16 protein-coding genes, 1 tRNA gene and 3 pseudogenes are annotated in these 24,516 nt (G+C 65.3%); 14 read left to right on the top strand and 6 right to left on the bottom strand.

From position 1 onward, the window contains the following. Positions 1 to 37 precede the first annotated feature (37 nt). Together IPN92_08585 and ftsH are read right to left on the bottom strand one after the other, a co-directional pair. On the bottom strand, positions 38 to 523 hold the full coding sequence (locus IPN92_08585; protein ID MBK8638331.1) for an aminoacyl-tRNA deacylase: 486 nt from the start codon (positions 521 to 523) through the stop codon (positions 38 to 40). 30 nt (positions 524 to 553) lie between these two features. Continuing rightward, entirely contained in the window at positions 554 to 2,503 is a 1,950-nt protein-coding gene (gene ftsH / locus IPN92_08590; GenBank protein ID MBK8638332.1) for an ATP-dependent zinc metalloprotease FtsH, read from the bottom strand. 267 nt (positions 2,504 to 2,770) lie between these two features. Between ftsH and IPN92_08595 the strand changes: the two genes are divergently transcribed. The 3 genes from IPN92_08595 to IPN92_08605 all read left to right on the top strand — a co-directional run bounded on the left by IPN92_08595 (position 2,771) and on the right by IPN92_08605 (position 7,374). Continuing rightward, the gene (locus IPN92_08595; protein MBK8638333.1) at positions 2,771 to 3,061 is read left to right on the top strand and encodes a succinate dehydrogenase assembly factor 2; all 291 of its coding nucleotides are present in this window, start codon (positions 2,771 to 2,773) and stop codon (positions 3,059 to 3,061) included. A 123-nt stretch (positions 3,062 to 3,184) separates the two neighbouring features. Further along, complete coding sequence (locus IPN92_08600) at positions 3,185 to 4,267, top strand: efflux RND transporter periplasmic adaptor subunit (GenBank protein MBK8638334.1); 1,083 nt, start codon at positions 3,185 to 3,187, stop codon at positions 4,265 to 4,267. Then, positions 4,264 to 7,374, top strand: coding sequence for an efflux RND transporter permease subunit (locus IPN92_08605; GenBank protein ID MBK8638335.1), 3,111 nt, complete (start codon positions 4,264 to 4,266; stop codon positions 7,372 to 7,374). Before IPN92_08600 ends, IPN92_08605 begins: the two co-directional genes overlap by 4 nt. 60 nt (positions 7,375 to 7,434) lie before the next feature. Here the strand turns inward: IPN92_08605 and IPN92_08610 are convergent. Next, positions 7,435 to 7,521, bottom strand: a tRNA-Leu gene (locus tag IPN92_08610). A 53-nt stretch (positions 7,522 to 7,574) separates the two neighbouring features. Here IPN92_08610 and rnr point away from each other — a divergent pair. The 4 genes and pseudogenes from rnr (at position 7,575) to IPN92_08630 (ending at position 12,598) form a co-directional block, all read left to right on the top strand. Beyond that, positions 7,575 to 9,884 (top strand): ribonuclease R, encoded by a 2,310-nt coding sequence (gene rnr / locus IPN92_08615; protein ID MBK8638336.1) that lies wholly within the window; start codon positions 7,575 to 7,577, stop codon positions 9,882 to 9,884. Between the two features lie 103 nt (positions 9,885 to 9,987). Further along, positions 9,988 to 10,509: an isoprenylcysteine carboxylmethyltransferase family protein gene (locus IPN92_08620; GenBank protein MBK8638337.1), complete on the top strand. Its 522-nt coding sequence runs from the start codon at positions 9,988 to 9,990 to the stop codon at positions 10,507 to 10,509. Positions 10,510 to 11,249: 740 nt separating this feature from the next. Further along, positions 11,250 to 11,492 carry a hypothetical protein gene (locus IPN92_08625; GenBank protein MBK8638338.1) on the top strand — a complete coding sequence of 81 codons (243 nt, stop codon included), beginning with the start codon at positions 11,250 to 11,252 and terminating at the stop codon, positions 11,490 to 11,492. Between the two features lie 148 nt (positions 11,493 to 11,640). Then, positions 11,641 to 12,598, top strand: a pseudogene (locus tag IPN92_08630) (transposase). 620 nt (positions 12,599 to 13,218) lie between these two features. On the opposite strand, the gene IPN92_08635 reads toward IPN92_08630, so the two are convergent. Together IPN92_08635 and IPN92_08640 are read right to left on the bottom strand one after the other, a co-directional pair. Beyond that, a complete protein-coding gene (locus tag IPN92_08635) occupies positions 13,219 to 14,073 on the bottom strand; it encodes an alpha/beta fold hydrolase (protein MBK8638339.1) in 855 nt (284 codons plus the stop codon). Between the two features lie 80 nt (positions 14,074 to 14,153). After that, complete coding sequence (locus IPN92_08640) at positions 14,154 to 14,489, bottom strand: STAS domain-containing protein (protein ID MBK8638340.1); 336 nt, start codon at positions 14,487 to 14,489, stop codon at positions 14,154 to 14,156. Positions 14,490 to 14,755: 266 nt separating this feature from the next. Between IPN92_08640 and IPN92_08645 the strand changes: the two genes are divergently transcribed. The 7 genes and pseudogenes from IPN92_08645 (at position 14,756) to IPN92_08675 (ending at position 22,660) form a co-directional block, all read left to right on the top strand. After that, on the top strand, positions 14,756 to 16,879 hold the full coding sequence (locus tag IPN92_08645; protein MBK8638341.1) for an ABC transporter ATP-binding protein: 2,124 nt from the start codon (positions 14,756 to 14,758) through the stop codon (positions 16,877 to 16,879). Between the two features lie 235 nt (positions 16,880 to 17,114). After that, positions 17,115 to 18,914, top strand: coding sequence for an NAD(P)H-dependent oxidoreductase subunit E (locus IPN92_08650; GenBank protein MBK8638342.1), 1,800 nt, complete (start codon positions 17,115 to 17,117; stop codon positions 18,912 to 18,914). Continuing rightward, a complete protein-coding gene (locus tag IPN92_08655) occupies positions 18,911 to 19,639 on the top strand; it encodes a (2Fe-2S)-binding protein (GenBank protein ID MBK8638343.1) in 729 nt (242 codons plus the stop codon). The genes IPN92_08650 and IPN92_08655 overlap by 4 nt, the downstream gene beginning before the upstream one ends. Continuing rightward, a pseudogene (locus IPN92_08660) lies at positions 19,636 to 20,176 on the top strand (NADP oxidoreductase). The gene IPN92_08655 and the pseudogene IPN92_08660 overlap by 4 nt, the downstream one beginning before the upstream one ends. Positions 20,177 to 20,203: 27 nt before the next feature. Continuing rightward, positions 20,204 to 21,718 carry a Ni/Fe hydrogenase subunit alpha gene (locus IPN92_08665; protein ID MBK8638344.1) on the top strand — a complete coding sequence of 505 codons (1,515 nt, stop codon included), beginning with the start codon at positions 20,204 to 20,206 and terminating at the stop codon, positions 21,716 to 21,718. A 25-nt stretch (positions 21,719 to 21,743) separates the two neighbouring features. Then, a complete protein-coding gene (locus tag IPN92_08670) occupies positions 21,744 to 22,205 on the top strand; it encodes a hydrogenase maturation protease (protein ID MBK8638345.1) in 462 nt (153 codons plus the stop codon). Between the two features lie 226 nt (positions 22,206 to 22,431). Then, a pseudogene (locus IPN92_08675) lies at positions 22,432 to 22,660 on the top strand (ribbon-helix-helix protein, CopG family). Positions 22,661 to 22,828: 168 nt separating this feature from the next. On the opposite strand, the gene IPN92_08680 reads toward IPN92_08675, so the two are convergent. After that, positions 22,829 to 24,286, bottom strand: a complete 1,458-nt coding sequence (locus tag IPN92_08680; protein MBK8638346.1) for a Do family serine endopeptidase — start codon at positions 24,284 to 24,286, stop codon at positions 22,829 to 22,831. Between the last annotated feature and the right edge of the window lie 230 nt (positions 24,287 to 24,516).

The raw sequence follows: 24,516 nt of genomic DNA on the forward strand, positions 1-24,516 counted from the left end.
CTAATCCGGCCGAATGGCATCAGGTTCTACCGCCCGGCTAGGCCGCGGCCTGGACCAGCTTCGCCTTCAGCAGGGCCAGGGCCGGCTTGGGATCGATTTCAATCAGATAGCCCCGTTTGCCGCCGTTGATATAGATGCGCGGCAGTTCGGCGATGCTGGACTCGGCATGGACCGGCATGGGGTGGCGGGTACCGAAGGGGGAGGTGCCGCCCACCTGGTAACCAGAATGGCGGTCGGCGGTCTTGGGGTCGCAGGGCTGGATGCGCTTGACCCCCAAGGCCCGGGCGAGGAGGCCGGTGGCAACCTCGCGGTCGCCGTGCATCAGCATGATCAAGGGGTTGCCAGCCTCGTCCTCCATGACCAGCGTCTTGATGACCCGATGCTCGTCAACCCCCAACTCCCTGGCCGAGTGGGCGGTGCCACCCCCGGCCTGGTAAGGATAAGGGTGGCCCACGAAGGGAATGTCGGCGGCGCGCAACAGGCGCACCGCCTGGGTCACGGGTTCCTTCTTCTTGCTGGACAACAACTTCCGACCTCTCGGTTCCGTCTGGGATCAGTGCTCGCCCACCGGGCCAGCGACATGGCCAGGACCACTGGAGGGACCCTTGGTGGCCGGGCGTTCGCCGCTGGCGGTCCCCCCGGGGCCACCGGTGGGGTTGGTACCGCTGTCTTCGTCCTCGGGGGCAAGGGCGGGTCGGCCCGCCATGATGTCGTTGATCTGGGACAGGTTGATGGTCTCGAATTGCAGCAGGGCCTCGGCCATGGCATGGAGCTTGTCCATCTCGCTGAGGAGGATTCCCCTGCTGCGCTGGTAGTTGCGATCAATGATGGCGCGGATCTCCTGATCGATGGACCGTGCCGTTCGTGCCGAGATCTTGCTGGTCTGGGTCACGGAGCGGCCAAGGAATACCTCGCCCTCGTCATCGGAGTAGGCCAGGGGCCCCAAGCCATCGGACAGGCCCCAACGGGTGACCATGTTGCGGGCGATCTCGGTGGCGCGCTCGATGTCATTCGAGGCCCCCGTCGTGACGGATTCAGGCCCGAAGATGAGTTCCTCCGCCAGTCGGCCCCCGAAGAGGGTGGAGATCTGGCTTTCGAGCTGGCGCTTGGTCATGCTGTAGCGGTCCTTTTCCGGCAGGAAGAGGGTGACGCCTAAGGCTCGGCCACGGGGGATGATGCTGACCTTGTGCACCGGGTCGTGGTCCGGCACCAGGCGGCCGATGATGCAATGACCGGCCTCGTGATAGGCCGTCAGCTTCTTCTCGTGGTCGGACATCACGACGCTGCGGCGCTCGGTGCCCATCATGATCTTGTCCTTGGCCTTCTCGAACATGGTCATGGTGACTTGGGTCAGGCCGGTGCGCGCGGAGAAGAGGGCCGCCTCGTTCACCAGATTGGCCAGGTCGGCGCCCGAGAATCCCGGGGTGCCACGCGCCAGGGTGCGGGCCTCCACGTCGTCGGCGATGGGCACCTTACGCATGTGAACCTTGAGGATGGCCTCGCGTCCGGCCAGGTCCGGCAAGCCCACCACGACCTGACGGTCGAAGCGGCCCGGCCGCAACAGGGCCGGGTCCAACACGTCGGGCCGGTTGGTGGCGGCGATGACGATGATGCCCTCGGTACCTGCAAAGCCGTCCATTTCCACCAGCATCTGGTTGAGGGTTTGCTCGCGCTCGTCGTGACCACCGCCCAGGCCTGCGCCCCGGCGGCGGCCCACGGCGTCTATCTCATCGACGAAGACGATGCAGGGGGCCTGCTTCTTGGCCTGCTCGAAGAGGTCGCGTACCCGCGATGCGCCGACACCCACGAACATCTCCACGAAATCCGAGCCCGAAACGCTGAAGAAGGGCACCTTGGCCTCGCCCGCGATGGAGCGGGCAAGGAGGGTTTTGCCCGTACCCGGGGGGCCCACCATCAGCACGCCCTTGGGGATCTTGCCACCCAGCTTCTGGAACTTGCCGGGGTCCCGGAGGAAGTCCACCAGTTCCGAGACCTCCTCCTTGGCCTCCTCGACGCCCGCCACATCGGCAAAGGTGACCTTGACCTCACCCTCTGCGTGCTGGCGGGCGCGGCTCTTGCCAAAGTTGAAGAGACCGCCCCCGCCGCCACCCCCGCCGCCACCCATCCCCCGGCGGACGAACCAGAACCAGACGCCGATGAGGACCAGGAAGGGGAGCCAGGAGGCGAGCATCTGGGCCAGCAGGCCCGGGCGATCCGGCGGCATGGCCCGCACCGTCACCTTACTATCCAGGAGATCGCGCATCAAGGCGGGGTCGCCGGGGCTGTAGGTCTCGAAGAAGCTGCCATCCGTGCGCGTCCCCTGGATATCCTGGTCCTGGATGGTCACCTCAGTCACGGCGCCATCCGCGACGTCCGCGAGGAACTCGCTATAGGTGATGCGACTGGGATTGGGCCCGGGGTTAAACTCGAAGCCGTTGATCAGCATCATCAGCCAGAGGCCGGCGGCGAACCAGAGGAAAATGGTAATGGGCTTGTATTTCATCGGCTTGATCGATCTCTTTGGGTCGGTTGGGCAGCGTAAAAACGCTTTGAGTGACAAAATCGGGGTCGAAGCCGTCAATTAAAAGCGGCGCAGACATAATTGCGGCCAGGAGGCGGGCGGCCTGTCTAAAATCCTGGCCATATTTTCAACATGTTAACCCAAACGCGTTATCCTTGGCGGCTTCCCGGCGAATTTCCCCTGGGATTCGTCACTGGGCAGGGGCCGGCGTACAATTTTCGGCACCCACCCTTCCGCAGGCACGGTACCATGAACGCGAATCACCTTCAGGACGAGGAAATCCGCCGCCTGCGCTGGCAGTGCCGGCGCGGCATGTTGGAACTGGATGTTGCTTTGCTGAGGTTTCTGGACGAGGACTACAGGTCCCTGGATACCGTCCAGCGAGCCACCTTCTCCCGCCTGCTCGAGGCCCAGGACCAGACCCTGCACGGCTGGCTGATGGGGCGCGACCAGCCCGAGGAGGCGGATGTCCAGCGATTGGTGGCCCGCATCCGGGCCTTCGGGCGCGATGCGCGGCCCTCCCCCCGGTTAAATCCTTAAGCCAAACCCTGAAATCTGCCGGAAAGTCTGTAGCCAAGGTGGGTCAGGCGGGAGTCGCCTCGCTGGCCACGGATGTCGAACAGGCGTTGCCAATTTCTAGCCCATTAAATAGCGAAGCGAACCATGCGAGACGGGATGAAAGGGCGGGTGATGGCTGTCGTGATGCTGATCGGGCTCTGGTTGGTCGCTGGTTGCCGTCCGAGTTCCGACCCGGCGGCGACCGGGGACTTGCCGCCTTTTGTCCTCACCGCCCAGGTCGAGGACATCTCGACCGATACCTGGAGCCTGACCGGCGCGATTCGCCCACGCTACGAACCCGCCCTGTCCTTCCGCATCGCCGGCGAGATCCAGGAACGCCTGATCAATGCGGGCGAGCGGGTTGAGGCCGGCCAGGTCCTCTTTCGCCTGGATCCGCGTGACGTCACCCAGCAGCGCCGGGCCGCGGAGGCCACGGTGGCGAGGGCCCTGGCCGAGCAGGAGAATGCCGAGCGGGAGCGCGCGCGCCTCACCGACCTCATCCCCAAGCGACTGGCCAGCGAGCAGGATTACGACCGGGCCGTAACCGCCGCCAGCGCCGCCGAGCAGGGCCGTCTTGCCGCCGAGGCCAATCTGGAACAGGCCCGCAATGCCATTGGCTACGCGACCCTCACGGCCCCGCGCCCCGGGGTCATCCTCGAGGTCATGGGCGAGGCCGGCCTGGTGGTCACGCCGGGCCAGGTGGTCGCGCGTCTCGCGGAGGATGGGCGCCTGGAGGTCGAGGTCTATCTGCCCGAGGACCGCCGGCAGGGCTTGCCCACCCAGGCCCAGGCGCATCTGCTGGGTCGGGACCAGCCCGTGACGGCGGAGCTGCGCGAGATCGCGGGCAGCGCCGACCCCATCACCCGTACCTGGCGTGCCCGTTTCCGCCTCCCTCCCCTCGACCCCGAGCCAGGTTTCGGTACCACGGTCACTTTGCTGTTCTCCTCGGCGACGGGTCATAACCCGAACCGGGTTCGGGTCCCCAGCGGCGCTATTCTGGAACGTGGCGAGGGCCCCCTGGTCTGGCGGCTGGAGGCGGGACGCGTCGTGGCCGAGCCGGTCACCCTGCTGCGGATTGTTGGGGAGCATGCGGAAATCCGCTCGCAATTGGCCCCAGGCACACCGGTGGTCGCCCTGGGGGTGCATCTGTTACAGCCTGGCCAGGCGGTGCGGGTGCGCGCGCCATGAGCCAGAACCCAGAAGGGGAGTCGCGCCAACCCGCTACCAGGGCCGCTACCCCCTCGCGCTTCAATCTCTCGGCCCTGGCGGTACGGGAGGGTTCGGTCACCCTCTTCTTCATCCTCCTCACGGCCTTGGCCGGTCTTCTGGCCTTCCTGCAACTGGGGCGGGCCGAGGACCCGGCCTTCACGGTGCGCGTCCTGGTGGTCTCCGCCTTCTGGCCCGGAGCCAGCGCCCAGCAGATGCAGGACCTGGTCGCCGATCCCCTGGAGAAGCGTCTCGGCGAGGTGGAGTATTTTTACAAGCTCGAGACCACCTTGCGCGCCGGCCGGCTGGATATCCTGATGGAATTCCAGGACTACACCCCATCCGAGCGGATCGCGGGCCTCTTCTACGAAGTCCGCAAGCGCATGCTGGACGAGGCCGGCAAGCTGCCAGCCGGGGTGCGGGGGCCCTTTGTCAACGACGACTTCTCGGATGTTTATTTCGCCCTCTATGCCCTGTCCGCCCCCGATCTGCCAGGGCGGCTGCTGGTCCGCGAGGCCGAGGGGATACGCGATCGGCTGGCCCGCGTTCCCGGCGTTCAAAAGGCCCGGGTCCTCGGCGAGCGCCCGCAACGCGTCTTTGTTGAACTCGATAACGCCCGGCTGGCCAACCTGGGGCTGACCCCCGCCGCTATCCGCGACGCCCTGGATGCCCAGAATCGGTTGTTGCCCGCCGGGCGGGTGGAGACGGCGGGACCACGGCTCTATCCGCGCCTGGACAACGAACTGGATGACCTTGATCAGATCCGGCAGGTACCGGTGCGGGTCGGTGGCCAACTGCTCGCCCTGGGCGAGATCGCCGAGGTCCAGCGCGGTTACGAGGACCCACCGGATTATCTGATCCGCACCAGCGGCACCGACTCGGTCCTGCTGGGGGTGGTGATGGGGCGCGGCGAGAATGGCCTGACCCTTGGCGAGCGCCTTGCGGCCTTCGAACAGACCCTGGGGGAGGAACTGCCGCTCGGCTTCCGCTTCACCAGCATCACCAACCAGGCGGACGCCATCGCCCGGGCGGTGAACCTTTTCCAGATCAAATTCATGGTCGCCGTCGCCGTGGTGATGCTGGTGAGCTTCCTGGCCTTGGGGTGGCGAGCCGGGCTGGTCGTCGGCATTGCCATCCCCTTGACCCTGGGACTGACCTTCCTCCTCATGGGCATCCGGGGTATCAACCTGGACCGCGTGACCCTGGGGGCCCTCATCATCGCCCTCGGCCTACTGGTGGACGACGCCATCATCGCCATCGAGATGATGCTGGTGAAGATGGAGGAGGGCTGGGATCGGCTGCGGGCGGCGGCCCATGCCTGGACGGTGACCGCGGCGCCCATGTTGAGCGGTACCCTGGTGACCGTCATTGGCTTTGTCCCCATCGGCTTCGCCCGCTCCGGCGTGGGTGAATACGCCGGCAACATTTTCTGGGTCCTGGCCTTTGCCCTGCTGGTCTCCTGGCTGGTGGCCGTGACCTTCACGCCCTATCTCGGGGCCAGGCTCCTGGCCGTGCCCCAGGCCGCCCCTGGGCATCAGGCCTCGGCCTACGATAGTCCCCTCTACCTGCGGTTAGGTGGCATCATCCGTGGCTGCGTGCGTCACAAGCTCTGGGTTGTGGCGGCCACCGTCGGTGTCCTGATCCTCTCCATCCTGGGCCTGGTCACGACGGTGGAGAAGCAATTCTTCCCCTCCTCCGATCGGCCGGAGGTCCTGGTGGATATCAGTCTCCAGGAGGGCAGCGGCATCCGCGCTACGACGGCCGTCGCCGATCGCGTCGAGGCGATCCTGAAAGATGCGGCGGGGGTAGAGTCGCTTTCCTCCTATATCGGTGCCGGCGCACCGCGCTTCTTCCTGGCCCTCAACCCCGAACTACCCAACCCCGCCTTCGCCAAGTTGATCATCGTGGCCCACAGCCCCGCGGACCGGGACAACCTCATGGAGCGGATTCAGTCACATATCGATGCCGGGGACTTCCCGGAGGCCCGGGTGCGGGTCCACAAACTCCTCTATGGCCCACCGGTGATCTGGCCGGTGGTCTTTCGGGTGGTGGGGCCGGACGCCCAAGTCCTGCGCAAGATCGCGGGCCAGGTGCGTGAGCGGGTTGCTGCTAACCCCAACACCCTGAATGCCCATCTCGACTGGGGCGAACGGGTGCCGGTGGTCCGGCTGAAGCTCGACCCGGAACGGCTGCGTCTGATCGGCCTCACGCCGCGCGAACTGGCCGGCCAGTTGGAGTACGAACTCTCGGGCCTGCCCGCGACCGAGATCCGCGAGGATGTCCGTAATGTCCAGCTGATCCTGCGTGGCCTGGTCGATACCACGGGGGCGGGGGTCGGCCGCCTGGCCGATATCAATATCAAGACCCTGGATGGGCGCTCCGTCCCCCTGGGCCAGGCAGGTGTCCTCTCTATCGATTTTGAGGACCCCGTGCTCAAACGCTACAACCGCGAGCCAGTTCTGGCGGTGCAGGCCGATGTGACCGATGCTCAGCCCCCGGATGTCACTCAGGCCATTTGGGCCGATCTCCTGGATGTGATCGCGACCCTGCCGCCCGGCTATCGTATTGATATTGGGGGTTCGGTGGAGCAGTCCGGCAAGGCCGATGCGTCCATCCAAAAGGTCCAACCCATCATGCTGGGTCTGATTCTCATTGTCATCATGCTGCAGATGCGCAGCTTCTCGGGAACCCTGATGGTGATCGCCACCGCGCCCCTGGGCATCATTGGCGCTACCCTGGCGCTGCTGATCGCCGACCGGCCCTTTGGCTTCGTCGCCCTGCTGGGGCTCATCGGGCTGGCCGGCATCCTGATGCGCAACACCCTGATCCTTGCCAAGCAGATCGAGGATAACCTGCATCAGGGCATGGAGGCAGCCAGCGCCGTCATTGATGCCACGGTGCGGCGCTCGCGGCCGGTCGTCCTCACCGCCGCCGCCGCCGTCTTCGCCTTCATCCCCCTGACCACCGACACCTTCTGGGGTCCCCTCGCCTTTGTTCTCATCGGCGGCATCATCGTCGGTACCGCCGTCACGCTCCTCTTCCTGCCAGCCCTTTATGCGCTCTGGTTTCGGGTCCGCCTCCCGGCATGAGGGTAATCCTGGCCGATGAAATCCCATAAAAAAAGGCTCCACTTGGGAGCCTTTAAAATTTGGTGCCGAGGAGAGGACTTGAACCTCCACGGGCTTTCGCCCACAAATACCTGAAACTTGCGCGTCTACCAATTCCGCCACCCCGGCAGGGGTCTAGAGGCCGGACAAGGGATGCCGAACTCCAGGAAGCCGCCATCCTAATGAGACAGAAGGGGCTTGTCAAGGTTACACTAGCCGTCAATTCAGCCAGCAGCAAAGACCTGATAAGAGTGACCAAGCGCAGCAAAGAAGCCTCACCCCGCCTCGCCGACCCGCATCGCGCACGCGAGGCGCGCAAGTACGCGAACCCCATCCCCAGCCGTGAATTCATCCTGGAGGCCCTGACCCAGGCCGGGGTTCCCCTGGTCTTCGATGAACTCAGGCAGCTTCTTGAACTGGATGGCGAAGAGGATCGGATCGCCCTGGAGCGCCGCCTGGGGGCCATGGTCCGGGACGGCCAGTTGGTGCGCAACCGCAAGGACGCCTTCTGCCTCGTCAACCGGCGTGATCTGATCGTCGGGCGCGTCATCGGCCACCAGGATGGTTTCGGCTTCCTGATCCCGGACGAGGGCGGCGACGACGTCTATCTCGTTCCTCGCCAGATGCGCGCCCTCTTCCACAACGACCGGGCCGTGGTGCGCGTCACCGGCCGTGATGCTCGGGGTCGGCTGGAAGGCTCGGTGGTGGAGATCCTGGCACGCAACACCCGCACGGTGGTTGGGCGCTTCTATCGGGAGAGCGGGGTCGGCTTTGTGGTGCCGGACAATAAACGCCTGGCCCACGACATCATCATTCCCAGCGACCGCCTGGGCGAGGTGGAGCAGGGCCAGATCGTCGTCGCCGAGATCACGGACCAGCCCACCAAGCGCACCCAACCCATCGGCCGCATTCTGGAGGTGGTGGGGAACAACATGGCCCCGGGCATGGAGACGGATATCGCCATCCGCACCCACGACCTGCCGGTGGAGTTCCCCGACGAGGTGCTGGCGGAGATCGCCGGTCTGGGCGCCGAGGTGCCCGAGGCGGCCAAGGCGGGGAGGGTGGATCTGCGCAAGATGCCGCTGGTGACCATTGATGGCGCCGATGCCCGCGACTTCGACGACGCCGTCTTCTGCCAGCGCCGGCCCAAGGGCTGGCGGCTGCTGGTCTGCATCGCCGATGTCTCGGCCTATGTGGAACCGGGTAGCGCCCTTGACCTAGAGGCCCACAGCCGGGGCAATTCCGTCTATTTCCCGGATCGCGTCATCCCCATGCTGCCCGAGATCCTGTCCAATGGTCTCTGTTCCATCAATCCCGAGGTGGACCGGCTCTGCCTGAGCTGTGAACTGTTGGTGGGCCTGGACGGCAAGGTCACGCGCTCCAAGTTTTATCCGGCCGTGATGCGCTCCCAGGCCCGCCTGACCTATGACCAGGTGGCGGCCATGGTGGTGGAGGGCGACCCAGACCTGTGCGCACGCTTCGCCACCGTCCTGCCCCACCTGCGCGAACTGCACGCCCTTTACCAGGTCCTGCTCCAGGCCCGCAAGGAGCGGGGCGCCATTGATTTCGACACCACCGAGACCCGCTTCGAGTTCACTGACCAGGGTCGCATCGCCGCCATCCACCCCCTGATCCGCAACGATGCCCACCGCATCATCGAGGAGTGCATGCTGGCGGCCAACGTGGCGGCGGCGCGCTTCTTCGAGCGCCAGAAGATGCCGGCCCTGTTCCGCATCCACGAGACGCCCAAGGAGGAAAAGCTTAACGATCTGCGCCAGTTCCTGAACGAGCTGGCGCTCACCCTGCCGGGCGGCAAGAAGCCCACCACCCAGGATTACGCCGCCCTGCTGGAGTCGGTGCGCGAGCGGCCCGATCATCGCCTGATCCAGACCGTATTGCTGCGCTCCATGCAGCAGGCCATGTATAGCTCGGACAATGTCGGCCACTTCGGGCTGGCCTATCCGGCCTACACCCACTTCACCTCCCCCATCCGCCGCTACCCGGACCTGATTGTCCATCGCGCCATCAAGCATCTGCTCGATGGCGGCAAGGCCGAGGATTTCGACTATACCAAGACCGCCCTCCAGAGCATCGGCGAGCACTGCTCCGGTACCGAGCGCCGCGCCGACGAGGCCACCCGCGACGCCGAATCCTGGCTCAAGTGTGAGTACATGCAGGACAAACTGGGGGAGGAGTTCGACGGCACCATCACCAGCGTCAATTCCTTTGGCATTTTCGTCGAACTCGATGGCATCTATGTCGATGGTCTGGTCCACATCACGGCCCTGGACAACGACTATTACCACTTCGATCCCATTGGCCACCGCCTGACCGGTGAACGCACCGGTACCGTTCATCGGCTGGGGGACCGGTTGCGCATTCAGGTCGCCGCCGTCAATCTCGATGAGCGCAAGATCGACTTTGTCCTGGCCAAGACCACGGAGCAGGCGCGGAGCGGTTCCGGGACGCGACCGAGACGGCGCAAGACCTGATCGGGTCCCGGGGACGGTTGCCCCATGGCCGTCCGCGCTTGCCTGGACGGCTCGGGGCCTAATCCCAGCCCCTGTTCCCGCCTACCCCACCTCGGGAGTAACCATGCCGTCCCCGTCCACATCCGCCCAGCTACCGCCATCCGATAGTCCCCGGCCGGGACAGCGCGGCGAGTTGCTTGTCGTCCTGCAGTTCGTCCTCTTCTTCGCCTTTCTCTTTGTACCCGCCTGGAATCCCTGGCTGAGTCAGGACCTGATGGCCAGCACCACCTACCCCCGTCTGGGCCTCCTGGTGATGTGCGGGCTGATCGCCCTAGCCATTGGCCTACTTGGCCTTTTCAACTTGGGCCGCAACCTGACGCCCCTCCCTTATCCTCTTGACCATAACCAATTGGTAACCCAGGGCATCTATGGCTGGGTACGCCATCCCCTCTACAGCAGCCAGTTATTCGCCGCCCTCGGCTGGGTTTGCTACAGCCTGAGTCTCGGTCATCTGCTCCTGCTAGTCGCCGGCTTTTTCTTCTTCGACTACAAGGCCCGCAAGGAGGAGGGCTGGTTAAGCCAGCGTCACCCGGAATATGCCGATTACGCGAAACGGGTCAGCAAATTGGTGCCCTGGGTTTATTGAAGCAGCCTCGCCCTCCTGGGCTAGGGTAGGTGTGCCATGCGGAACTTGAAGACGGGAGCCAGCAAATCGGTAATCTAGCCGTTTAAGGTGGCCTTAAGGCTGGCTTGATACTCTGACCGCTCTTGGATCGAGGAGCGGAAGCTTACCTGGCCCCTTGATAAAGCCCTCCGGTCCGCGCTTGGCGGCCGACCTTTTCCATCCTCCTTGTCAGGAGAACATATCTTGAGCATGCCACACAAGCTCACTCCTCTGGTGTTACTGCTGCCGCTCGTGGCACTTTAGGCCTTGGCGGCGACGGTATCGTCCACCTCGCAGAGTTTGATCCCGGGTCAAGCATCCACCCTCTCGGTCCCCAGCATCCAGGGAACCCTGAAGCTAACCGACTCGGATAGTAAGGTAGCATCCACCTGCTACCGCGTCCTGCGGGCTGTTGACCAACGCGCCCGCCGCGGAAAACCCACTGCGCCCGCCCGCGTGCGCCCGGCGCCCTTGGCGGCCACTGGCCCCCATCAGGTCTGGGAATGGGACATCACCTCCCTGACCACCACCGTGCGCAGGGTCATCTACTATCTTTACCTGATCATGAACGTCTACCGCCGCAAGATCGTCGGCTAGGAGGTCTACGATCGCGAGTCCGCCGACCCTGCCGCCAGCGTGGTCCGAAGGTCCATCTGCGCGAGGGGGTGGGCACCGGTACCTTGGTGCGGTATGCCGATTCCGGCAATTGGGTGCAGACCTTTATGCACGGGTACCACACTGAGCACCGCCATAGCGGCCTGAAGTTCGTCACCCCCAACCCGCGCCATCGCGGTAAAGACATCGACTTGCTGGCCCAGCGCTATGCCCGCTATCAGGCGGCCAAGGCGCAACATCCCGAACGCCGGAGTGGTGTCAAGCGCAACGGGCAGCCCGATACCACCGTCTTCCTCAACCCCGGGAAACCCATCAAAGCGGAGCACCAGAACCAAGCACGCGCGGCATGATGCTAAGACCCGTATGATTATATACCGAGACGGAGTTGCCCGTTATTCTAAGCCAGGGATGTGCTTCGCCTTTTGGGAGAAGATGCGCGGTGTGCCCGACAGGCAGCACGCCCGACGTCGAAATGATCCACCCGGAGACCGGCCAGCGATAAATCTGAACCTACATAAATATGCGCGGACCACGCCCGCGATTCGCCAGGAGCTGCGTGAATCCACCAAGTCAGAGCGCGAACTGGCCCGCGAGTACCACCTGAATCGCGGCACGGTACGTAAATGGCGGCGCCGCGACAACGGTCAGGATGCCTAACATCGTCCTCATCGTCTGCACACGACCCTGACACCCGCCCAAGAGTTAGTAGTCATTGAGTTGCGTAAAACCTTGCTCCTACCCCTGGATGATCTCCTCGCAGTGACACGCGAATTTATCAATCCGAACGTGTCGCGCTCGGGTTTGGATCGCTGCCTGCGGCGGCATGGCGTCTCCCATCTCCAGGCCCTGATTCCCCAGCCGGAAGACGACGATCAACCCAGATAAAACCTTTAAAGATTATGAATCTGGCTTTATCCATGTCGATGTCAAGTAGCTGCCGCGGATGCCGGATGAAGACGCGCATCGCTAGCTGTTCGTCGGCATCGATCGCGCCTCACGCGGGGTGTGCGTGGCAATGCTCGGCGAGAAAACGGCAGCTAACGCGGCCGCCTTTTCCCAGCGACTCATCGTGCATGCGCCCTTCCAGGTGCAAAAAGTCTTGACCGATAACGGCAAGGAATTTACCGACCGCTGTTGCGCCACCGGCGAACGCGATCCCACCGGAAGTCATCGCTTTGATCGCACCTGCGCTACCCACGGCATCGACCACCGGTTGATCAAGTCCCGTCATCCCCAGACCAACGGCATGGTCGAGCGCTTCAATAGCCGCATCAGCGAGGTGCTGGCCACCACCCGCTTCGATGCGGCCCAGAACCTGGAGGACACCCTGTGCCGCTCTGTACGGCGGTATCATCATCAGATTCCCCAGCGCGCGTTAGGGCACATCACGCCGGTTCAGGGCCTGCAAGGTGGGCAGGAGAAATGCCCCAGATTGTTTAAAAAGAAGGTATACAATCTCATGGGGCTTGACAATCACTATCAATCAACTGGATCTGTACCTCGGCGAGCGCGTCAAAGCGCTCACGGGCAACAAACAGACCCCCACCACCAAGCCCCAAACAGTCACTGATTTCCCCATCGCCCTTAGGCGCTAATTGGGCTTCAACCAGTGCATCCGGGGCGATCACCATATCCTCAGTCATGCGGGGGTGGTCGAGATTTTGAACTTGCAACCACTGAACGGCACGGCCAAACCCTGCCTGGCCAAACCAGTACGCCAGGTCAACCTGGTCTATCAACTAACCCCGTGGCCGGCTGATATATGCGTGATGCGGGGAAAAGGGGAAAAGTGGCCAGGGTCGAATGGCACTAGGAAAATCAGATTATTTTCAATTAATTTTCAATTAATTAGGTGAGCACGTCCCCGAGCCATTGCGCGCGGCAGCGTTTGCTCATCGCTGCCCTTACCCACGCAGGGACCAATGCCATGGCCAGGATATGGGTGACGCTGGCGGAGATGTTCTCCTTCCGCGCTTCCCGCCGGGCATTCCCGGGAGCCCCGCTTGGCCAGGGGTATGATTCATACTCGCGACATATTTTGCAGCTAGGCCCCCTCGGTACGGGGGGCGCGAGCCGTCAGCCCTGCAGAAAGTCCCGCACGATGGCGATCTGCGCCTCGTCGAGAAAGGGGGGTGCATGACCGACATCGGGGATCTCGGCGAGGGTCGCGCGGGGACCCCGGGTGGCCATGGCCTGCCAGACCTTGGTGGTCAGCAGATCGGAATCGGCGCCGTGGATGGCCAGGGTGGGGCAGCTGATGGCCTCGTAAAGGGGCCAGAGGTTGGGGTTCTGGGTGGGATCAACGGCGCGCAGGGACAGGGCGATGCGTGGGTCATAGCGGGTCCGCCACCGGCCTTGGGCGTCCTGGACCAAGCCAGGTAGCAGAATCTGGTGCCACTGAGCGGGGCTCAGATTGCCAAAGGGCGCCAGGGCCTGGCTTTGTTGGGCCAGGGCCTCTTCCAGGCTGTCCCAGCGTTCGTCACGACCGACATAGTGGGCGATGCGTGCCAGGGATCGGCCCGAGATCTCGGGACCCACGTCGTTGAGGATGAGCCGCTGGATGGGGCTCTCGGGCTGGGCGGCGAGGGCCATGCCGATGAGTCCGCCCATGGAAGTCCCCAGCCAATCGACCTTGGTTGCGCCAAGGTTTGCCAGCAGGGCCAGCATATGCTGGGCGTAGGTGGGGATGCCGTAGCCAGCGTGGTCATCGAGCCAGTCGCTGAGGCCGCGACCGATGACGTCCGGGCAGATGACCCGGTAGTCATCGGCCAGCGCCTCCGCCAGGGTGTCGAAATCCCGCCCACAACGGGTCAGGCCATGGACGCAAATCAGCAGCCTGGGGTTGTCGATGTCCCCCCAGTCGGTATAAGCCATGCGCAAGGGCTGGGTCTGGCCCGGACAATTAACAAAGCCTTCGCGAAAGCGGGACATGGGCTTAGAGGGGGACTCGGTAAAGCAAGAGAGGGGTGGCGCCGGCGAGAAGCCGACCCGGCGCCGGAAGCCATGGGGCCTTACGCCAATTCGGCGAGGGCGGCTTCCTTGGTGTCGCAGATGCGCAGGATGGTATGGAAGCCGGAGAGATGGAACACCTCCCGCACCTCGTCGGTGAGGCCGGTGAGGATCAGGCGGCCAGACCGGGCCTTGACCTGCTTGGCGACCATCAGAATGCTGCGCAAGCCGGCGCTGCTGATGTATTCCAGGCCATTGAGCTGAATGACAAAGTCCGAGGCCTCCGGGGTGGCAGCCTCGGCGAAGGCCTTGTCGAAGAGGGGCGCCGTGACGGCGTCCATCCGCCCCTTGAGTTCGATGATCCGGATGGCGCCTTGCTGGCTATGGGTAATATCCAATTGCTTACTCCTGGCTGGGGGTTGCCGTTAAAGTCGCGCCGTCGAGGCGCGGAGTGAAAGTTGGCACGGATTATATCGCCGAGATAGGCTGGCGGGGAGGATTTTGCTGTCGGCGGGCGAACACCGTCCGGAGGGGGGCCGGGGCGGGTTCCCTCGCGGCGCGCGCCTGCTGGCGCGGCCAGCCGGGAGGCGGCATGGGCCCCCCTGGCCAGGGTTCCACCTGGGTTGAAAGCTGTCATACTGGCTAGATTCCGCTTACCCGATCCCTGCCGAGCACTCCGACGACTCCCTCTCCCCCACCCCTCTTGCGTGTCGAGGGCCTTGAAACCCATCTCGGCCAGGGTCATCCCCCCCTCAGGGTAGTGGATGGCCTGGATCTGGTGATCAGCTCCGGCGAGACCTTTGCCTTGCTGGGGGAGTCGGGTTGTGGCAAGTCTATGACGGCCCTGTCCCTGATGCGTCTGCTGCCCCCGTCGGGCCGCATTGCCGCTGGGCGGGTCTGGCTCGGCGGAACCCCGCTGTTGGCCTTGCCGGAGAGCGCCATGCGCCGGGTGCGGGGCGGGCGCATGGGCATGATCTTCCAGGAGCCCCAGACCTCCCTCAACCCCGTCCTGACGGTGGGCCGCCAGATCGCCGAGGCCGTGACGGCCCACGCCGATCGTGATCGCCGGGCGGTGGCCGCCCGGGTTCTGGAACTGCTCAATGCCGTCGGCATCCCGGACCCGGGGCGGCGTGTCGGGGAATATCCCCATCAACTCTCCGGCGGCATGAAGCAGCGCGTCATGATCGCCATGGCCTTGGCCGGCGATCCGGAGCTGCTGATCGCCGACGAGCCCACCACGGCCCTGGACGTGACTATCCAGGCCCAGGTGCTGCGCCTGCTCAAGCGGTTGCAGGCCGAGACCGGGCTGGCGGTGCTCCTCATCACCCACGATCTTGGGGTGGTGGCCGAGACCGCGGACCGGCTGGCGGTCATGTACGCCGGTCAGATCGTCGAAACCGCCAGCAGCGCCGATTTCTTCGCCCATTCCGCCCATCCCTATAGCCGGAATCTCCGGGACAGCCTGCCCGCGCCGGAAAAGCGCCAGGGCCGGCTGGCGGTCATCCCCGGCCGGGTGCCGCCCCTGGATCAGGTCTTTGTGGGCTGCCGGTTTGCGGATCGTTGCGACCGGGTGATGGCTGTCTGTCGGGAGCAGGCTCCGGTATGGGTGGCGCCCTGGACGGGACATGGGGTGCGATGCCATCTCTGGGACCCCGGGCAGCCGGGGGTTGGCGTTCAGACCCCTCTACCCAGCCCTCCCTCACCCGGGGGGAGGGGATCGGCAGGGTTACCGGGGGGGCGGCCGGTGGCGGTGGCGTCGCTCCCCCTGGCCGAGCCAGAAAGGGCCACCGCTGCCCTGGTGGTCCCGGTGGCCCTGGGCGAGACGATTCTGGCCGTGCAGGGGCTCCAGGTCCATTTCCCCATCCACAAGGGCCTGTTTCGCCGTATCGTGGGGCAGGTGCGGGCGGTCGATGGCATCGATCTGGAACTCAAGGTGGGCCGCACCCTGGCCCTGGTCGGAGAATCCGGCTGCGGCAAGACCACGGCGGGCAAGGGGCTGCTCCAGCTCATCCGCCCCACCGGTGGCGCCATCCACTACCAGGGTCGGGACCTGGCGGGTCTCGGCCCTGGCGCCATGCGGCCCTATCGCAAGGACCTCCAGATCATCTTTCAGGACCCCTTCGCCTCCATGAACCCGCGCCTGCTGGTGGGGGACATTATTGGAGAGGGCTTGCAGGCCCTGGGTCTGGCCCGCGGCCGTGCCGAGCGCCGCGCCCGTGTCGCCGCCCTGCTGGACGAGGTCGGCCTCGCCGCCGATGCCGCCGACCGCTATCCCCACGAATTCTCCGGCGGTCAGCGCCAGCGGGTCTGCATCGCCCGGTCCCTGGCCGTCGCCCCTCGGCTCATCGTCTGCGATGAGCCCACCAGCGCCCTGGATGTCTCGGTCCAGGCCCAGATCCTCAATCTGCTCAAGGATCTCCAGGAGCGCAAGGGCCTTGCCTACCTCTTCATCACCCACAACATCTCGGTGGTCTCCTATCTGGCCCACGAGGTCGCGGTCATGTACCTGGGACGTATCGTCGAACGCGGGCTGGTCCATGAGGTCCTCGACGACCCCAGGCACCCCTACAGCCGCGCCCTCCTGTCGGCGGTACCCCGGCTCGCTCCGGACCCCAGCCGGCCGGTTATTCGCCTGGAAGGGGACCTGCCATCCCCCGCCGCCCCGCCGCCCGGTTGTCACTTTCATCCCCGTTGTCCCGAGGCCCTGCCCGAATGTGCCCAGGCCTATCCCCCGGCGGTCCGCTGGGGCGGGACACGGCAGGTGCATTGCATCCGGGTCCGACCGTAAATTGCTCTTTGATGAACCCCGCGTTCGGTCTGTTCAGTGCGCCAGGTGGAGGAAAGAGGTGCCAAGCTCAGGGTTGCGAACAGTCCCCATTAGGTCCTAGTATAAGTAAATGATGTAAGAGTAATGAGGGATGGTCCCTCCCGGTCCTGATATCTAATAGTAAGATTTATAAAATTTTATCTTGATTCCTACCGGATAGGATCGGCGTATTTATCCACTAGCGCCAGGGGTTGGCATGTCAATTTCATCCCATGAGGCTGTCACCCGGATGGTTGCCCGCTTGCTGGCGACCCACGGCCATGAGCCAGAACTCCTCCTCCAGCACCTGATCGCGATTCAGCAGGCCTTCTCCTATGTGCCCCCGGCGGCCGTCGAGGCGCTGTCGGCGGCCATGGGGGTGACGCGTTCCCGCATCCTGGCCTCCATCGATTTTTACGCCTTCCTGCACGCTCGGCCCCGCGGCGATTTCGACATCCTCTTCAGCGACAACATCACCGACCGCCTGCTGGGTAGCGAGGGGTTGCGCGCCCGGCTCTGCAAGCGGCTGGGGGTTGGCCTCGATGAACCCCGCGAGGATGGGCGGGTGACGATTGGCCTGACCTCCTGCACCGGCATGTGTGATCAGGGACCCGCCATGCTGGTCAATGGGCTGGCGGTGACGGCCCTGACCCCGAGACGCATCGACCGCATCGCGGAACTGGTGGAGGCCGGGGTGCCCCTGGAGCACTGGCCGCCCAAGTTCTTCGTGGTGGAGGACAATATCCACCGTGTCGGTGACCTGCTGAGCAATGCGGAAAAGATGGGCGCCGGCCTGCAGCGCTTCCTGGAGCTGGGCCCGGTGGGAGCCATGGCGGAGCTGGAGGCCTCCGTCCTGCGGGGCCGGGGTGGGGCGGGTTTCACCACGGCCCTCAAGTGGCGCATCTGCCGGGATACCGCCAGCGATGAACGCTACGTGGTCTGCAACGCGGACGAGGGCGAGCCGGGAACCTTCAAGGACCGGGTGCTCCTCAACCGCTACGCCGATCTGATTTTCAAGGGCATGACCCTGTGCGCCGGCATCGTCGGCGCGCGCAAGGGCTACCTCTATCTGCGGGGTGAATACCGCTATATGGTGCCGCGCCTCAAGTGGGTGCTGGAGCGGCGGCGGGAGCAGGGCCTGCTGGGGTGGGACATCGCGGGCCAGCCGGGTTTCGACTTCGACATCGACATCCACCTCGGCGCCGGGGCCTATGTCTGCGGCGAGGAGTCGGCCCTCATCGAATCCCTGGAGGGCCGGCGCGGCGTCGTTCGCAAGCGGCCGCCCTATCCCGTCGTCAGCGGCTTCCTGGGGCGGCCCACGGTGGTCAACAACGTCGAGACCTTCCTGGCCGCCGCGCGCATCATTGAGTGGGGTGGTCACTGGTTCCGGGGCGCCGGTACCCAGCAATCCACCGGCAGCAAGCTGCTGAGCATCAGCGGCGACGTGGCCCGGCCGGGCATTTATGAATATGATTTCGGCACCCCGGTGAGTCAGATCCTGGCGGATTGCGGCGGCAGTGGCGCCCAGGCCGTCCAGGTCTCCGGCGCGGCGGGGGTGACCCTGGCGCCGGCCGAGTTTCACCGCTCCCTGTCCTTCGAGGACCTGCCCACCGCCGGCTCCTTCATGGTGCTGGGTCGGGAGCGCGACCTCATGGACATGACCCGCAACTTCGCCCGCTTCTTCGCCCACGAGAGCTGCGGCTTCTGCACCCCCTGCCGGGTCGGCTGCCGCCTGCTGGAGGCCCTGGTGGAGAAGGTCGCGGCCGGCAAGGCCTCCGCCTACGACCTTGAGGAGCTGCGCAACCTGGGCAACCTGATGCGCCAGACCAGCTACTGCGGCCTGGGCACCACGGCCTCCAATCACGTCCAGGACATCCTCGACAAGTTCCCCGACACCTTCCACCGGCGCCTGAGCGGCCCGGACTACACCCCGGCCTTTGATCTGGATGGCGCCCTCTCGGTGGCGCGGGCCATCAGCGGGCGCACCGATGCCGGTGCCCACCTGGAGGCGGTATGACGCCCTTCAACCAGTTCCGGATCGACGGCCAGGCGATCCCCTTCACCCCCGGCCAGACCATCATGGACGCCGCCCTGGCGGCGGGGGTCTATATCCCCCACCTCTGTCACAACCCGGAACTCGCCCCCCACGGCAGTTGCCGGGTGTGCGTGGTGCGGGCCGGCGGGCGCCTGGTGTCCTCCTGCACCGCCCCGGCGGCGGCGGGCCTGGAGGTGGAATCCGCCACTCCGGACATCCAGGCCAGTCGGCGCACCATCCTGCAGCTGCTGTTCGTCGAGGGCAACCACATCTGTCCCGCCTGTCAGAAGACCGGCGCCTGCCAGCTTCAGGCGGTGGCCTATTACACCGGCATGCTGGCCCCCCACTTCACCCACTTTTTCCCGCGTCGCGACCTGGATGCCTCCCATCCGGACTTCGTCATCGACTTCAACCGCTGCATCCTCTGCGAGTTGTGTGTGCGCGCCAGTCGTGACCTGGACGGCAAGGACGTCTTCGCCATCAGCGGGCGGGGCATCGCTAGCAAGCTGGTCATCGAATCCCCTACCGGCCGGCTCGGCGATAGCCGCTTCAGCGCCGAGGACCGCGCCGCCCACGTCTGCCCGGTCGGCGCCATCCTGCCCAAGCGCGGCGGCTATAGCGTGCCCATCGGCCAGCGCCTCTACGACCGCGCCGCCATCGACACCGTCGGCGACGTCGCTGCCAACGAAGACAGGACCACCCCATGAGCGCCAAGATCAAGGTCGCCACCACCTCCCTGGCGGGGTGCTTCGGCTGTCACATGTCCTTGCTCGACATCGACGAGCGCATCCTGGAGCTGGTCGAACTGGTCGAATTCGATCGCTCCCCCCCTCACCGACATCAAGCAGATCGGTGCCTGCGACCTGGGCCTGATCGAGGGCGGGGTCGCCAATGCCGAGAATGTCGAGGTGCTGCGGGAGTTCCGCCGCCACTGCAAGATCCTGGTCGCCGTCGGCGCCTGCGCCATCAGTGGCGGCGTCCCCGCCATGCGTAACTCCTTCGCCCTGGCGGATTGCCTGACGGAGTCCTACGTCACCGGCATCGGCATCCACAACCCCGGCGTGCCCAATGACCCCGAGATCCCCCTGCTCCTGAACCAGGTCCATCCCATCCACGAGGTGGTCAAGGTCGATTACTTCCTGCCCGGCTGCCCGCCCTCCGGGGACGCCATCTGGACCTTCCTGACCGAGTTACTGGCCGGCCAGCCCATCAGCCTGCCCTACACCCAGTTGCACTACGACTGACCGGCCCGCGCCACCGAGGACACCGCCATGCACCGCCACCCGGAAATCACCCGCCTGGAGACGGCGGCCCAGCCCGCCGGCCTCAAGCGCATCGCCATCGATCCCTTGACCCGGGTCGAGGGCCACGGCAAGGTCACCCTACTGCAGGACGCCGATAACCACATCCAGCAGGCGCGCCTGCACATCGTCGAGTTCCGGGGCTTCGAGAAGTTCATCCAGGGGCGGCCCTACTGGGAACTGCCGGTGCTGGTGCAGCGCCTGTGCGGCATCTGCCCGGTGAGCCACCACCTGGCCGCCGCCAAGGCCACGGATCAGTTGGTTGGCGTCGATGAACTGACGCCCACGGCGGACAAGGTCCGGCGCCTTATGCATCTGGGCCAGACCCTCCAGTCCCACGCCCTGCATTTCTTCCACCTCTCCTCGCCGGACCTGCTCTTCGGCTTCGATGACGCCGTCGCCCACCGCAACATCATCGGCGTCATCCAGGACTATCCCGAGATCGCCAAGCAGGGGGTACTGCTGCGCAAGTACGGCCAGGAGGTCATCCGCGTCACCTCTGGCAAGCGCATCCACGGCTCCGGCGCCATCCCCGGCGGCGTCAACAAGGCCCTCACCACCGAGGAGCGCGACTACCTGCTCACCGACAGCGACCAGATGGTCACCTGGGCCGAATCCGCCGTGCAGCTCATGAAGCGCGTCTTCCTCGGCAACCCCGACTATCACTACCGCTTCGGCGCTGTCGATGCCAACACCCTGAGCCTCACCGGGCCCGAGGGGGCCTTCGAGCTCTACCATGGTGGCCTGCGCGCCCGCGACCCCCGGGGCCGCACCCTCTTCGATGACCAGGACTACCGTCACTACGAACAACTGCTGCACGAAGAGATCAAGCCCTGGAGCTACATGAAGTTCCCCTTCATCGCCGCTCTGGGGCCCGCTACCGGCTGGTACCGGGTCGGACCCCTGGCGCGGGTCAACAACTGCGACCGCTTCGATACCCCCCTGGCGGAACAGGAGCGCGAGGACTTTCGCGCGGCGGGGGAGGGGCGGCCCCTGCAGGCGGCCCTCGCCACCCACTGGGCGCGGCTCATCGAACTGCTCTATTGCGCCGAGGCCATCCGGGAACTGCTCCGGGACCCGGACCTGCTGGGCGACGACCTGCTGCGGGTGGGCGAGCGCCGGCTCCAGGGCATCGGCGTGGTCGAGGCTCCCCGTGGCACCCTCTTCCACCACTACGCAACCGACGCCGACGGCCTGGTGACCCAGGCCAACCTCATCGTCTCCACCACCAACAACAACCAGGTCATGAACGCCGCCATCCGCCAGGTGGCCGCCCACTACCTGGACGGCCAGGAGCTGACCGAACCCCTGCTCAATCACATCGAGGTCGCCATCCGCGCCTACGACCCCTGCCTGTCCTGCGCCACCCATGCCGTGGGCAAGATGCCCCTGGAACTGGAGTTGGTGGACACCACTGGCCAGGTGGTGGATCGCCTCTGCCAGCGCGCCAGCGGGGCCATCGAGCGGCCCGGGGTCGGAGACTAGCGGCCGCGCCTGGGGTCCGTCGCCCATGGCCCCGATCCTTATCTTCGGTTACGGCAACCCCTCCCGGGGCGATGACGCCCTGGGACCCGCGCTCATCGCCCGCCTGGAGGCCTTGCAGGCCACGCGAGGGGCCGGCCAGCCGCCCCCCTGGGACCTCCTCACCGACTTCCAGCCCCAGCCGGAGCATGCCCTGGACCTGGTCGGGCGTGAACGGGTGATCCTGGTCGATGCCGACGTCAGCCTGGCGGTGCCCTACCGACTGGAGCCTATCGTCCCCGACCGGGATGCCAGCTATACCACCCATGCCATGAGCCCCGGCGCCCTGCTGTGGGTCCATACCCAGATCGGCTATGGCCCGCCCCCGCCCTGTTTCCTGCTGCGCATCCGGGGCCATCACTTCGCCCTCGGCGCGCCCTTGAGCGCGGGGGCGGTGGCCAATCTGGCCCGAGCGGAGGGGGTTTTACGGGGGTTTTTGGGGGTGGGGTGAGGGTTGAGGGGGGCTGAGTGGGGTTGCTGAGCGTCCCGGTCGGCTCTATGCTGGTGAGTAACACGGCCCCTTTCCATTGAACCGCCTCGGCGGGGAGATGGCTAAGGGGTTTTTTGTTGCCGGCGATAAACCGCTGACCGTGCCCCCGGATGGACTTGCGTGGGGGCGACTTACGCTTTGGTCACCTGCGGATTCTGACGCTAGCCCATTTGCTGAGGGACTACCCATGAGCACCCTGACCATCCGCTTGCCGGACGACACAGCCGCTCGTCTTAAGACTCTGGCCCACCCTCCAGGGACTGAGCATGAACAAGCTCATCGAAGAATTGAGCGCCCAGGTCCTGGCCGCCTGGGACACGGAAAACCACTTCCGAACTCTGGCCGCCACCGGGGATGTCGCCCAGGCCTTGGCCATCCTCGACCGCCTGGATGCCACTGACCGGCAGACCCACTAAGCCCACCTTGACCGCACTAAAGCCCGGTCGTCTCCGCCGGATAAACTCGGGTCGTTTTATCAAGGGTGAGGAGGCCATTCGCCTGGATTGACGGCGATCGCTTCGTAAGCCAAGTACAGTCTTCTCGCCCTCCCTGGCAAGAATAAGGCTGTGATGTGGTCAGACCGATCAGCGCCAGTTCAGCACCAGGAACTGCTGCCTGCTGCCTTTCCGGAGCAGCAGCAGGGCGCGCTTGTCGGGGCTCTGTTCGATGGCCAGCTTGAAGCTGGTGGCATCCTTGACCGGCTGTTGGTTGACCTGCAGGATGAGGGTGCCGGGCTCGATGCCCGCCTGCGCCGCTACCGAGCCGGGCTTGACCGTCGTTACCACGACGCCTTCGCCGACCGCTACGTCGAATTGTTCAGCAAGTTGCGGCGTCAGCGTCTGCACCTTGAGGCCCAGGGCCTCGGCATCCAGGGCCTGGCCCTGGCGGGTACCGCTGGCTGCTAGTGCCTCCTCCGTCAGGGTGCCAATGGTCACCGGTAGCTCCAGGGTTTGGCCGTTGCGCAGGATACTGATCCGCGCCTGTCCCCCGGGCGGGGTGAGGGCGATGCGATTACGGAAGGCACCGACATCGGTGACCGTCTCGCCCTGGTGGCCGATGATCACATCACCCTGACGCAGACCGGCCGTGGCGGCCGGTGAACCCGGGGTGACTTGGGCGACCAGGATGCCTTGGGCTTGCCCCAAGCCGAAGGACTGCGCCAGTTCCGGGGTGAGCTGCTGAATCATGATCCCCAGATAGCCGCGGGTCACCTCGCCGGCCTGGATGAGCTGGTCGGCCACCGCCCCGATCAGGTTGCTCGGGATCGCGAAACCCACCCCCATGTAGCCGCCGTTGCGGCTGACGATGGCGGTGTTCATGCCGACCACCTCGGCATCGAGATTGATCAGTGGCCCCCCGGAGTTGCCCGGGTTGATGGCGGCATCGGTCTGGATGAAATCCTCGTAATCATTGATCCCCAGGCTGGTGCGCCCCGTGGCGCTGACCACGCCAACGGTCACGGTATGACTGAGCCCGAAGGGATTGCCGACCGCGATGACCCATTCGCCGATATCGAGCCGTGAGGAATCGGCCAGCGGCAGGGGCGGCAGGCCACCAGTCGGGATCTCGATGATGGCGATATCCGAACGCGGGTCACGCCCGGTGATCGTGGCCTCGAATTCGCGCCCGTCGCGCAGCTTGACGCGGATCTTTGCCGCGTTCTCCACCACGTGATTATTGGTCAGGATGTAGGTCTTGTCGGCCGGCATGCCGGATTTGGGGCTGAAGATAAATCCCGAGCCCTGGCCAACCACCTGACGTTTGGAGCGCGGCGCTTCCCGTTGTGGTAGTCCTGGATGGCGATCGCCGAAGAAGTGTTCGAAGAAGTCCTGGCCGTAAGGCAGGGGATGGCTGAAGGGCAGGGCGCCCGGGGGTTGATCGGCACCCACCGGACCGGCGCCGCCCTCGGTCTGGATGTTGACCACCGAGGGTGACACTTGCCCGGCGACCGAGGCGAAGGCCTTGCCGCTCTGCCGCAGGCTCTCGATGCCGCCATTGGCGGCCAGAACCGATGCGGTACCGAGCAGGCTGATCAAAAGCATGCCCAGGACTGCAAGCGTCCGCCGACCTCCGCCCGCGCCGGTGGCCAGCAACCGCGAGACAGGGCGGTGCTGTTCGCTGGGTGGCTGGATTTTTTGGATGAGGTATCGTTGCATCAATCAGGCTCCATTCAGTGTTCGGCACCTCCGCCGGTCGGTCATGCCTGACCGCTAGGGGACGCCAAACGGGTTAAACTGCGGGGCATGGCGGCCAATACCCGGCCAGCCAGGTA

It is taken from the genome of Chromatiaceae bacterium, assembly GCA_016714645.1.
Classification (GTDB): Bacteria; Pseudomonadota; Gammaproteobacteria; order Chromatiales; family Chromatiaceae; genus M0108.